Annotated in this window: 12 protein-coding genes and 2 pseudogenes; 10 read left to right on the forward strand and 4 right to left on the reverse strand. The window is 62.7% G+C overall.

Annotated elements, in window-relative coordinates:
• From AB0J29_RS19735 to AB0J29_RS19775, 9 genes and pseudogenes are all read left to right on the forward strand, one after another.
• The coding region (locus AB0J29_RS19735) for a DUF1330 domain-containing protein (RefSeq protein ID WP_364787819.1) at positions 1–186 on the forward strand (186 nt) is incomplete at its 5' end.
• Between the two features lie 184 nt (positions 187–370).
• A pseudogene (locus AB0J29_RS19740) lies at positions 371–1,066 on the forward strand (oxidoreductase); the annotation flags it as partial.
• Between the two features lie 141 nt (positions 1,067–1,207).
• Positions 1,208–1,369: pseudogene (locus AB0J29_RS19745) on the forward strand (TetR family transcriptional regulator); the annotation flags it as partial.
• A gap of 78 nt (positions 1,370–1,447) precedes the next feature.
• Entirely contained in the window at positions 1,448–1,792 is a 345-nt protein-coding gene (locus AB0J29_RS19750; protein ID WP_364788121.1) for a TetR family transcriptional regulator C-terminal domain-containing protein, read from the forward strand.
• Positions 1,789–2,715, forward strand: a complete 927-nt coding sequence (locus AB0J29_RS19755) for an SDR family oxidoreductase (protein WP_364787822.1) — start codon at positions 1,789–1,791, stop codon at positions 2,713–2,715. The genes AB0J29_RS19750 and AB0J29_RS19755 overlap by 4 nt, the downstream gene beginning before the upstream one ends.
• A complete protein-coding gene (locus tag AB0J29_RS19760) occupies positions 2,715–5,018 on the forward strand; it encodes an excinuclease ABC subunit UvrA (protein WP_364787825.1) in 2,304 nt (767 codons plus the stop codon). The genes AB0J29_RS19755 and AB0J29_RS19760 overlap by 1 nt, the downstream gene beginning before the upstream one ends.
• A gap of 365 nt (positions 5,019–5,383) precedes the next feature.
• Positions 5,384–5,743, forward strand: coding sequence for a DoxX family protein (locus AB0J29_RS19765; RefSeq protein ID WP_364787828.1), 360 nt, complete (start codon positions 5,384–5,386; stop codon positions 5,741–5,743).
• Between the two features lie 164 nt (positions 5,744–5,907).
• Complete coding sequence (locus AB0J29_RS19770) at positions 5,908–7,014, forward strand: IS481 family transposase (RefSeq protein WP_364787831.1); 1,107 nt, start codon at positions 5,908–5,910, stop codon at positions 7,012–7,014.
• Positions 6,990–7,436, forward strand: coding sequence for a hypothetical protein (locus AB0J29_RS19775; RefSeq protein WP_364787834.1), 447 nt, complete (start codon positions 6,990–6,992; stop codon positions 7,434–7,436). Before AB0J29_RS19770 ends, AB0J29_RS19775 begins: the two co-directional genes overlap by 25 nt.
• An 84-nt stretch (positions 7,437–7,520) precedes the next feature.
• Here AB0J29_RS19775 and AB0J29_RS19780 read toward each other — a convergent pair whose 3' ends face one another.
• Positions 7,521–8,543 (reverse strand): patatin-like phospholipase family protein, encoded by a 1,023-nt coding sequence (locus tag AB0J29_RS19780; protein ID WP_364787837.1) that lies wholly within the window; start codon positions 8,541–8,543, stop codon positions 7,521–7,523.
• Positions 8,544–8,821: 278 nt separating this feature from the next.
• Positions 8,822–9,202 carry a hypothetical protein gene (locus tag AB0J29_RS19785; protein WP_364787840.1) on the reverse strand — a complete coding sequence of 127 codons (381 nt, stop codon included), beginning with the start codon at positions 9,200–9,202 and terminating at the stop codon, positions 8,822–8,824.
• A 552-nt stretch (positions 9,203–9,754) separates the two neighbouring features.
• On the opposite strand from AB0J29_RS19785, the gene AB0J29_RS19790 reads away from it, so the two are divergent.
• On the forward strand, positions 9,755–10,564 hold the full coding sequence (locus AB0J29_RS19790) for a hypothetical protein (protein WP_364787843.1): 810 nt from the start codon (positions 9,755–9,757) through the stop codon (positions 10,562–10,564).
• Between the two features lie 194 nt (positions 10,565–10,758).
• Here AB0J29_RS19790 and AB0J29_RS19795 read toward each other — a convergent pair whose 3' ends face one another.
• Together AB0J29_RS19795 and AB0J29_RS19800 are read right to left on the reverse strand one after the other, a co-directional pair.
• Positions 10,759–11,319, reverse strand: coding sequence for a helix-turn-helix domain-containing protein (locus tag AB0J29_RS19795; RefSeq protein ID WP_364787846.1), 561 nt, complete (start codon positions 11,317–11,319; stop codon positions 10,759–10,761).
• A gap of 68 nt (positions 11,320–11,387) precedes the next feature.
• Positions 11,388–12,113 (reverse strand): class I SAM-dependent methyltransferase, encoded by a 726-nt coding sequence (locus AB0J29_RS19800; protein ID WP_364787849.1) that lies wholly within the window; start codon positions 12,111–12,113, stop codon positions 11,388–11,390.
• Positions 12,114–12,281 lie beyond the last annotated feature (168 nt).

Raw genomic sequence — 12,281 nt, forward strand, 5'->3', positions numbered from 1 at the left:
GTGATGATCGGCTTCCCGTCGATCGGCGAGGCGCGGGCGTGGTGGGACTCGCCCGCGTACCGGGAGATCGCGCCGCTGCGCTCGCGGCACATCGAAGGCGACATCATCCTGGTCGACGGCGTGCCCGAGGGCTACGACCCGACTCCCCTGGCAACGGCGATACGGGACGCCGCGGCCACCAGCTAGCTGCACTGCCCAGGGCAGGATGCGATCGGGCGACTCCGGATCGGATGACCTTGACATCGCCAGATCGCTGCTGGAGGCCGGTGGATTCAGACCACAGCTACACCCTCGATGTTTTGTCGAGCTTCAATACCGACGTCGAGGTTGCTACCCGTTTATCTGCGGTAGCGGGCCCGGAGCGGAGGCCATCGACACTAGCGTCGCCTACGGGCCGCGAGTGACGAATGAGTTGATCCGCGAAGCCCTGCACCCCTATCCGGGGTCGTTGTTCATCGCGACCAAGGTGGGAGCGGAACGCGATGCACAGGGCGGCTGGCCCACTGCCCGCCGACCCGAGGATCTACGTAAGCAGGTTCACGAGACCCTCCAGTCCCTCGGGGGCGAGGTACTGGATCTGGTCAACATGCGCATGGGCGACGCCGAAGGCCCTCAGCCCGGCTCGATCGCGGAGGCGTTCGAGACACTCGTCGGGCTTCAGCAGGAGGGTCTGATCCGCTATCTCGGGGTCAGCAACGTCACCAGCGAGCAGGTCGCCGAGGCCCAGGCCATCGCCCCGATCGTGTGCGTGCAGAACATGTACAACCTCGCCCACCGCCGCGACGACGATCTCATCGACCGACTTGCCGCCGAGGACATCGCCTATGTGCCGTTCTTCCCCCTCGGGGGTTTCACGCCACTGCAGTCCGAGACGCTCTCGAGGGTTGCCGTCCGACTGGGGGCAACATCGATGTCTGTCGCTTTGGCCTGGCTGCTGCAGCGTTCCCCGAACGTCCTGCTCATCCCCGGCACCTCTTCGACGGCGCACCTGCACGAAAACATCACCGGCGCTGGGCTCTGCCTCTCCGACGAAGACGTGACCGAGCTGGACAGCATCGGCCGCTGACCACCCGTGCGAAATGAGCCATATTGATGCGCTCGAACGTTGCATGCGCCCGGTTCGCCCAGCGGTGGCGAGGGGCGTCCACGCCCCCGCGACGAGGTACCCCCGGACTGTAGGGTTAGTAAATTGTGGTTTACTAACCCTATGGTTCGTCCTCGGGAAACGACAAGCGAAGAGCTGCTCGCTCACGCACACGAACTACTCCTCGAGAGTGGAGCGGCCGGATTCACGCTCGGTGATGTGGCCGCCCGTGCAGGTGTCTCTCCCGCAACCCTCATCAAGCGATTCGGGTCCAAGTCTCAAATGGTCGTTGCCGTTTCGGAACGGTGGCTGGCCTCGATAGCGCCGGGGATGGCGTCCGCTATGCGTCCGCACGACGACCCTGTGGAACGACTCATCGCCGGCGCGCTGTGGGACACCTCCACGTTCGACCACGCCTTCAGGGCGAGCAGTCAGCTGGCCGCTTTTGCCGACGATCTGCGGGACTCGACCTTGCGGACTCTGCTTGCGGAAGGGTGGGAGCGGGAGACTCGAATCCTTCAGTCCGCGGTCGAAGAGGCCCGTGCGCAACTTCCGTCCGCTCCCGATCACCGCAAAGCAGCGCGTATGTTGCGCGCCTTGGTGGCCGGGATCCATCTTTCCTGGTCGCTTGCCCCCGTCGGCAGTCTGGTCGATGACGCACGCGACCAGCTCACCACCCTTGTCTACTCCTGGAAGGTCATCCGATGACTGCACCCACCCGCCCCCTTACCGGACGCGTCGCTCTTGTGGCCGGCGCTACCCGTGGTGCAAGTCGCGCGATCGCCGTGGAGCTCGCGCGAGCGGGAGCGTTCGTGTATGCAACTGGCCGAAGCAGTGCATCCGCGGGGCGGTCGGAGATCGATCGGCCCGAAACGATCGAGGAGACGGGCGACCTCATCGCCGCCGTCGGAGACGGGCGCGCACTCGTCGTCGACCACCTCGACATATCGGCGGTGTCGAATCTGGTCGAGCAGATCGAGTCGGAAAAGGGCCGACTGGACATCTTGGTGAACGGTCTGTTCGGCGGCGACATCTATGCGCAGTTCGGCGACAAACTCTGGGAGCACAACCTGGAGCGAGGTCTCCGGATGCTGCGACTGGGTATCGACGGCCATGTCATCACCGCGCACCAGGTGCTTCCACTGATGTTACGTCGGCCCGGATCGCTCTTGATCGAACTCACCGACGGGACAACCGAGTACAACCGGTCCTATCGCAAGGATCAGGGATTTTTCTATGATCTGGTCAAAGCATCGACCGAGCGGATGACCGGCGCCCTCCAATACGAGATGGCCCAGCACGGCGGTACGGCTATCGCAGTCACGCCGGGTTGGCTTCGCTCTGAAGCGATGCTGGACCTCTTCGGCGTCAGGGCGGACAATTGGCGCGAGGCGCTCGCGGCTGAGCCGCATTTCGTGATTTCGGAGTCGCCCACGTTCGTTGCACGGGGAATCGCGGCGCTGGCTGAGGACCTCGATCGCGATCGTTTCGGGGGTTCTGTCGTTTCCAGCTTCGAACTCGCATCTCGCTACAATTTCGACGATGTCGACGGCACGCGCCCAGATGCCTGGCGTTACATCGTCGAAGTACAAGATCGGGGCCTGCCTGCCGACGATTCGGGATTTCGTTGATGACGGCCTACGACGAGGTTCCCCGGACGACGACGATTCGTGACGCGCCCGGATTGCGTTCGCACGAGGTGATCCGAGTCCGTGGCGCCAGGGAAAACAACCTCGCGAGCCTGTCCCTGGACATCCCCAAGAGATGTATCACTGTCTTCACCGGAGTCTCGGGCTCCGGCAAATCATCGCTGGTCTTCGATACCATCGCCAGAGAGTCGCAGCGTCTCGTCAATGAGACGTATTCGTCGTACGCACAGAGCCATCTGCCGCGTCTATCTCGTCCGGATGTCGACGCGCTGGAGAACCTCGCGGCGACCATCGTCATCGATCAGAAGCCCCCGGTCGCCAATGCCCGGTCGACCGTCGGCACCTCGACGGATATCAACTCCATGTTGCGGATCCTGTTCAGTCGGCTCGGCCGGCCGCAGGCAGGGCCGGCGTCGTCGTTCGGGTTCAATGCGGCAGACGGCATGTGCCTTGGATGCCAAGGGGTGGGTGTTGTGAGCGACATCAGCCTCGAGGAGTTCGTCGACCGAACAAAGAGTCTGAACGAGGGCGCAATCACCGTTCCGGGCTACCGGCCGGGTGGATGGCTGGTTCGCCTCTTCGTCGAGGCCGGCGGTCTGGATGGCGACAAGAAACTCGCCGACTACAGCGAGCCCGAGTGGCACGAGCTCCTCCACAGAGAAGCAGTGACGGTGCCTATGAACGGCATAAATGCCCGACATGAGGGTCTCTTACCGAGAGTGCAGAGAACGATACTCTCCAAGGACAAGCACCTGGTGAAACCCAATCTCCGTGCATTCATGGAGCGGGCCCTCACCGATGAAGTCTGCCCACAGTGCGATGGGACCAGACTCAACAGCACTGCACTCTTGTCCCGCATCAAGGGGAAGAACATTGCAGAGTGCTCATCGATGCCGGCACGTGAACTGCGCGACTTCGTAGAATCCATTCGCGAGCCGAAAGTAGCGCCGCTGATCCGGAGCGTCATCCAGTCGCTCGACTCGTTGATAGAAATCGGCCTGGGATACCTTTCGCTCGACCGCACATCCGTCTCGCTCTCCGGAGGAGAGGCGCAGCGGATCAAGATGGTCCGCCATCTCGGGGCCGGTCTGACAGATCTTGTCTACGTGTTCGACGAGCCCACCGCGGGACTGCACCCTCACGACATCTGTCGGATGAACGACCTTCTCATACGCCTTCGGAACGGCGGAAACACGGTTCTCGTCGTCGAACACAGGCCGGAGACCATCGCCATAGCGGATCACATCGTCGACCTCGGACCGGGTGCAGGTATCGACGGCGGCCGCGTCACATACGAAGGTTCCCTGGCCGGGCTGCGGAGTAGCGAGACCATCACCGGCCGACGGCTTGATGATGCGATCGCCATCAAAACGGCGCCGCGACGGTGGACAGGCGTACTGAGCATCGACTCTGCGAACACGAACAATCTACGGAACGTCTGCGTCGATATTCCGCTGGCCGTGCTGACCGTGGTCACGGGAGTCGCAGGGTCCGGTAAGAGTTCGCTACTTCGCGACTTGATCCCGCGCGGTGAGAATGTTGTGTTTCTCGATCAAGCGTCCATCCGCGGATCGAGAAGAAGCAATCCCGCTACCTACACAGGAATTATGGACGCCATCCGTCGGGCGTTTGCTAAAGCGAACGGAGTGAAGCCTTCACTGTTCAGTTCGAACTCCGAAGGCGCTTGCCCGAGTTGCAACGGAAATGGCGTTGTATATACCGACCTCGCGATGATGGCGACCGTGGCCACGCCCTGCGATGCGTGCGCCGGCAAAAGGTTCCGGTCGAAGATACTCGAGTATCACCTTCGTGGGGAAAACATCAGTGCTGTGCTGGCGATGTCCATCGCAAACGCGAGGGATTTTCTCGAGTCGGACGTCGACTCGACCATCCTCGACCGCCTGATCGACGTGGGCCTCGGCTACGTCACCCTCGGCCAGCCGCTGACGACGCTCTCCGGAGGGGAACGACAACGCCTCAAGCTGGCGATCCAGCTGGCCGGACCTGGACGCATCTATGTTCTCGACGAACCCACAACCGGGCTACATCTCGATGACGTACAGCGGCTGACCGTACTTCTCGACCGCCTCGTCGACTCTGGGCTGACGGTTGTTGCCGCAGATCACCATCGAGCACTGATGGCTCGCGCCGACTGGATCATCGATCTGGGACCGGGCGCGGGGCAGGATGGCGGTCGGATCGTGTTCGAAGGCACACCAACCGAGTTGGTAGGTGCGTCGCAGACGGTAACTGCGCAACACTTGCGGAGTTATGTCGGGCTGTGAATGGGCGTCGAGTACCCTCGCTGTCGACTGTTTCGATCATCGGTCGTCCAAATGCGGCGACGGCTTCCGAACAGGATCACCCGAAATGGCCCGGCATCATTACCGAGTCGGGTACTCCGCCGACGACATGCCGAGCCTCGGCAGCACGAAGACTGTGCCAGAATGGTGAACTTCGCCCGGCGGCAAGAGGCGACACGGCACCTTCCCGCAGCCCATCTGTGGGGAATCAGGCTGGAACCTTCGACCCACAGTCTCGTAAGGCCGCGCTGCCCGCACAGTGGATTGCGATATGCATCACAGTCACGTTATGTGGTGGCATCTCGTCTCATCCATATAAGTCCTGCGACAACGACGGAGTGGGTTGAATGTTTGAGTTTCCTGACCTGTTATGGCCTGTTTTGGTCCTAGCGTTCATTCAGTTCGGTGACGCGATCATGTGCATAAAGCCGTTTCAGTTCATCGCTGACTGTTTCGAAGGGGTGAATTGGCCCAGGAGATTTTGGTGGGTTATGTCACCTATCAAGTTCGCAGCCGGCGCAGGATTGATTCTCGGGCTCTGGGTGCCGTATCTGACCGCGGTGACATGCGCTGCGCTCGTGCTCTATTTTCTCATAGCCATCGGGATGCACGTCGCAGCACAAGATTTCGGCCGCAATCTGTTTTTGAATGCGGCAGCTATGTTTGTGATCTGTGTGGGCGCTGCGGTGCTGGCGTTCCCGACGTGACTACACACTTCTCGGCTCCGGGATATTACGTACAGCGTGAAGTGCGTGCGATGTAGGTAGCGAGATCGGGTGAGCGAGCCGCTGTGGCTGGATCCAGGCGCGATGCAGGCATCGACGGCGGAGTTGGCCGAGGTTCCGACCCGAGCAGCGATCAGCACGAGCGGGTGGTTGTGGATCAGCAAGCGTTGGCGGAGTACCGGTATCGGGCAGTGTGCGAGGTTCTGGGCGGTGCTCCGATCGGCGAGGTCGCCGCTCGTTACGGCACTACCCGGCAGTCGCTGGATACGTGGCGCAAACGGTTTCGGGCCGAGGGCGTGCCCGGCCTCGCCGATCGCTCACGACGCCCGCACACCAGCCCGACAAAGCTCGATGCCGACACCGAGGCGTTGATCTGCCGCATGCGGCGCGAGCATCCACGGTGGGGAGCCCGCCGGATCGGTCACGAACTGGCCCGGCAGGGTTTGTATCGTGCACCGTCGCGGGCGACGGTGCATCGAGTACTCACTCGCAACGGGATGGTGAATGAGCAAGCGCAGCAGCATAAACGCCAGTGTCGACGCTGGCAGCGGCAGACGCCGATGCATCTGTGGCAACTCGACATCGTCGGTGGTGTTCCGCTGGCCGACGGCCGTGAGTGCAAGTTGCTGACTGGCATCGACGACCACTCCCGGTTCATGGTGGTGGCTGCGGTGCTATCGGCTCCGTCGGGCCGAGCGGTGTGTGAGGCATTTACCGCGGCGATGCGTCGCTACGGGGTGCCGTCGGAGGTATTGACCGACAACGGGGCGCAATTCACCGGCCGCCGACTCGAGCCGCAGCCGGTGGAGGTGTTGTTCGAGAGGATCTGCCGCGAGAACGGCATCACCCAGCGACGCACGAAACCACGGTCACCGACCACGACAGGCAAGATCGAACGGTTCCACAAGACGCTTCGGGAAGAATTCCTGGACCACGTCGCCCCATTCGAATCGCTGACCGCCGCCCAGCAGGCTGTCGACGGTCGGATCGCCGCCTACAACCATCACCGGCCTCACCAGGCATTGGATATGCCCACACCGGCCAGCCTGTTCCGCCCGAACGGACCCACCCGCCTCGATGTCCCTGCCAACCTCGATCCAGATCCGGTCGGTGGCGAAACAACCTCGCCCGCAACGCTTCTCATCGATGTGATCGAACCTGCTCCAATGCCCTCGAACGAGGGGCAGTCGAACTCGAGGTTCGGGTCCCGGCCCGCGGCGAGATCACCTTGGCCAATGCACGGCAGAAGGTGAGCCTGCGCGCCTATATCGGTCACATGGTGACCGTCTGGGCCGATCCACGCAGCCTCTACATCAGCCTCGACGGGCATCTGATCCGCACCGTCTCGTCCCGACTGCTGCCCGAACACCTACAGCTGCTGCGCATGCGCGGCGCGCGCCCGGCCGGGCCCCAATCAGCCAAACCGGCACTACGAAAAGCGAACGGCACCATCGCGATTCCCGTCGGCGAAGCGATCGAAATAGACCGGGTCGTCGATCGAGACGGCGGTGTCGGTGTCGGCGGGCACCACCACGTTGTCGGATTTGGCTGGGTCGGGCGCACCGTCACGCTGCGACCGGGTCGGCAGCGCTGGTCGCGGTGTCGCAGCGCGAGAGGCCGTTCGGGTTCGGAACTCGACTCGGCTTGGACCGGGTCTCACTGCCGCCGCGGCTGAGTCTGCTGAATATGTTGGGCAGCAGGGTGTTTCACAACCAGATCGGTGTGCGCGGGGTCTGTGCGGGCGGATGGCGATGCACAACTATATGTTCGGAGCCCGGAAGCGTTCGACGTAGTCCGGCCAATTCCAGGTGGACAAGAACTGCTGTGCGGCTACATACCCCTTCTGGTAGAGCGCTTCGATCTGTTGTTCCTTGATGTCGAAGTCGAGTACGCCGACGTCGGTCGAATCCACCCGGATCGCGCGGGCGTCGACCCAGGGCTGGCTCAAATATGCCTGATCGTGGCCGACCAGCATTGTGGTGAGGACACTCTCGAACAGGTGCAGGCCCCCGCCCAGGCGAAGCAGACCGAGTTGCGGAATCACCTTGTCGCTGCCACCAGGCAGATTGGGCAGCACGGTAACTCCGAAGGTGGGCCAACGGGGCGGCAGGCCGTCGGTCCGATCCAGAGAATCGATCGGAAAGTTCGATAGGACCCCACCATCCACCAAGGTCGACCTCACCCCGGCGGTACTGGTCAACCAGGCCGGTCTGAAGAAAAACGGAATCGCCATCGACGCGCGGACGGCATCGGCCACCGGTTGCGTGTCCGGGTCCAGACCGTAGACCCGGTCGTAGTCCCACGGCAGTCGCACGAGCTGGCCGGTCGTCACGTCGGTGACGGTGACCACCAGGGAATATCGCCGTTGTTCGGGGAGGGCGTCGTCGTCGATGCGCAGGTCCCGGAACGTGGTCACCCCCAATTCATCGAGTTTCTCCGCGATCCATTGGTGGGCGTAGTCGCCTCGGTAGATTCCGCTTCCACGAAGCATCGCCCACGACGGTCCGACGATGGGTATGTCCTCGATGGGCCCAGGGTCGAGAAACTTGTCGTACTCGAGACTGAGCGCGAGGTCCTTCACATCAGTACCGGTCAACCGTCTGCTCTTCGACGCTGCCGCGACGATGGCCCCGAATACCGCTCCGGCCGAAGTGCCGGACACTCTGCAGACCCGGTACCCGACGTCGATCAGCGCGGCGACTGCCCCCACCAAGCCGATACCTTTCACGCCACCACCCGCGAGAACCAGGTCGGCGCGTAGATCCGACTCCGGCGTGGTCACGGGCGACATCCGTGGTCACGTCTATCGTCGTCGCATCTGGATCGGTACACGGACATTGCCACTCCTCCAGCGTCGAAGGTCGCCGTTCCGGTGAGTACTCTGCTCGTGTATTTCGTTCCCGATCTTCCTCTCCGCGACAACCGTGTGTGTGCGAATCGGGAAGTCGGTTCGATTCGGACCTCAACCAAGATCAACAAGCAGCGGCTTGACAAACTAGAAGCTGTGATTGCTCAGATTAGCCGGGCGTCCTTGAAAGCTTCAGCGCATTTCACCGCTTCCTACCCATGATCCTGCCCAGCTCGGTGTACGCGGCGAAATGATCCTCGGTGAGTGGTCGGTCGACGAGTCGGTGGGATGGCGGCGAGTTCCAACATCCGGGCCATGCCATGGATACCTTCGAGACAAGCAGTGTGGATGTCTCGGTAACGATCTGTGGATTTGGCGTATTGCAGCAAGAAGTGCGGGTCGACCTCATCGGGGCAGTAGGTGTTCACCTCGATCTCCGTGTCGCTGTCCGGGTCGGCGAACAGGCAGTGTTCGCCATGGTCGTGCCACCACCAGGTTTCGCCGTCGGCCTCCAGCGGATTCCGATACTGCTCGCCTCGTTTGTCGGCGGGCTCAATGTGCAGTCGCAACAACTCGGCCAACCCGGTGAGCAAGGGCGCGGTAATCGGCTACCAGCGCCTCGAGTCGGCCATGCAGCCGCTTAACATCGTCCACGCCGATCAATTGCAGGACAGTCAGCGACGGCGAGGGTTGCGAGTGGAAACCGGGTGAGGCGATGACAAGGAGATCGTCGTCCGTGGACAGCTCTGTTTGCAGTCTGTCTGCCGCGTCCCGCGCCTGTGACCAAGTCACCTGCGCGGAAAACAGGAACTTCGCCTCCTGACCGCGTATCACCAGTCGCCGCACAGTATCCGGTTCCGGAAGGTCGTCAGGCGATATCGGCGGACCGGGACGTGAAGCCACGCCAGTATCATCCCGGCGCCTGGTGCACGTCCAAACGCGCATCAGCGCGTTCAGAGGTTTCCGGACGCACCCTTCGTACGTAGAAGTCCGAGTCCGCGCCGAAAACTCGGCCGCACTGTCATTGCCGTCTACCGCGCTGTCGCGAACGTCCGCATCTACCGAGTATCGAGTGGTAGGCGTTGATCAGTTCTGGGATCATCGGGTCAGCGTTCGATATTGATGCCGTTGGGGGGAAATCGAGCATGACCACGGTGCGGCGGTTCTGGATCGAATTCGACCGGCAGGAGTGCCCCACATGGTTATGGCAGGGCGTCGGTGTGACTGCATTCGACGTGCGGGATTGCTTGTCGATGGTGGCGGATCTGTTCATCGACGGACCGATGCCACCCGTGCGCCGGATTACGGTCGACATCTCACTGGCCGAGCCACTGCCGGTTTCGCGCTATCTCGGAGTCTCGGTGTGGCGCGGCGTCTGGTATCCGCCCGTCAACCTTGGAACCGGGCCGATCCGCGACATCGACCGAAGAGGCGCGCCCGGCGACTACCCGACACCTGTCACAGAATCACGCCGAGTGCGGGCCAGTGAGGCCCTGCGCACGAAGACCACGTGGTGGGACGAGATTCCGCATATTAATGGCATGCTGTGGCCGCTGGTGAACACGCACCGCGCCGAGTACGGCCGCGGAATGCGAGATAGCGTCCCGGTGCTGCGCGCCGCCTGCGCCACGGATCCGACCTATGGGGGCATGGTGTGCGAAGCCCTCGACTACATGATCGCGTGGCGCCCAACACCGGACGAATGGTTCGACCCGACCGAAACCAGGTTCGCCGATCAACGGGAACTGGAGGAGTACCTGCGAGCCTTCCGCGACTACTTGTTCGGGACTCGCCCGGAGCCGATCTACCCTCCCGGCAGCGAACCGCTTTCACCCGAAGACGCGGTCCAGCAAGCCATTCGCGACTTGTGCGGAACTCGCCCGGAGCCGCTCTCCCCTCCTGGCAGCGAATGGCTTTCACCCGACACGGAACCACGACTTCCCAAGGGCGAGTGAACCCTCTGGGGGCCGTGACGTTCTGCATTGCCGCTGGAGCGCGACTGAACAGGGCGGAAGGCGCTGCGGCTCGAGACATCCGGTAATGCCGCTGGTCGCGCGGTCCGTGGCAGCCACAGGGGATGTCAAGCAAGATCGCGACGTCGGATTTCGCCGATACAAGCTCATGGCCCACCTGATGATGCGGGACGTCATCAAGATCGGCCATGGGTGTCACGCCGCGGGACGCCGCGCCGTTCGAGGGCTGAGCCGACGGTGGTGTGGGCGACGTTTAGCCGGTCGCCGATGCGGTACAGTGATTCGCCCTGCTGGTAGCTGGTGACGGCGTGGTCGATTTCGTCTTCTGTGAGTCGCCGCTGTCCCCGGATGCGGGTGCCCCCGTCGCGCAGGATTGTCAGGATGCTGGCTTTGGCGAGTTGCCATTGGGCGGCGAGCTGTTTGGCGGAGGAACCGGCTTCGTAGGTGGCAATGATCTCGGCGCGGTCGCAGGCGGTGAGACGTCGTCGGAGCTGATGGGGCCGAGGCGGGTTGGGATGTCCAGTTCGTGCAGCAGCCGGTCCGGCGGGGTCGGGCAGCATCGTCAGCAGCTTTTCCAGCGCGTCTTCCTGCATGTTTGTGTTGTAGTAAGCTCCCCCAACGTCCACTGAACAGCGAAGCCGCAGGTCATCGACCTGCGGCTTCGCTGTTATGTGGCATTGCGCGAACATCTTGCGGTGGTTCAGTGTCACTTGTTGCGAGCTATCCAGGGCCTTCAAGGCCCGACACACTCCGGGCAGCCGGGTAAACGCACGCTTATGCCGAAGACAGCGTGTCCAGCACCTGTTCAGGATGTCGATTCGGCGATGAATACGAACTCGCGCCCAGGGCGGTCGGGAGCGTCCCGGATATCGTGGACTCGATAGCCGTGGGATATCAGGTCCGACTCGATCTCCGCCCGCTCGCGGAACCGGAGGGTCGAGTCCGATACGACGACGGCGCCATCGGCGGCGAATGAGTATGTGTGCCGGAACGATACGAGCGGAAGGTCCACAGCTGTGACTTCCCGCTGCTCGACCCGCCCGATGCCCGGAATATCGCGGATCACCGGAGTTGTGTCGGCGGCCCAATCCGCCCATGCGCGGCGCTCCGGCCTCCTGGTCTCGAAAGCCAGATGCCCGCCGCGCCTCAGGGCGCTGCGGATGCTGTCCAACGTATCGGTCCAGTCGTTGTCGGTGAGGAAGACCTGGGCCACGTTGCCGGTCATGACCGCCAGGTCGGCGGCTACCGCAGGGAGGTTCGCGGCGTGGCCGTGCAACCAAGTGATTCCGGGCGGTACGTGCTTCGTCTTCGCGACCTCCAGGGATGCTTCGGCTGGGTCGATTGCTACGACGCTCCGGCCGGTGCGCGCGAGCAGCGCAGCGAGCTGTCCTGTCCCGCAGCCGACATCGAGCACCACCTCGGCACCCAACTCGTCGGCGATGCCGACATAGACATTCAGATCCTCGCGATCACCTTCGAACTCGTCGTAGATCAGCGCAAGGCGGGAATGAGCGAAGATCGCATCCGGCACCGATCGACCGTAACTATGCAGGTGCGGTCCGTACCACCGGTTTTCACCGGCGGCCAAAACACGCTCTTGCCGCTGAGTGCGCGATCATCGGTTCGTAAACGTTTGTGCGACAACGCATCTTCGTTCGTAGTGACGCTTGCTCATTGAAAGAGCGCGCGGCGCATCGCA

The organism is Nocardia sp. NPDC049707, from assembly GCF_040674855.1.
Taxonomy (GTDB): Bacteria; Actinomycetota; Actinomycetes; order Mycobacteriales; family Mycobacteriaceae; genus Nocardia.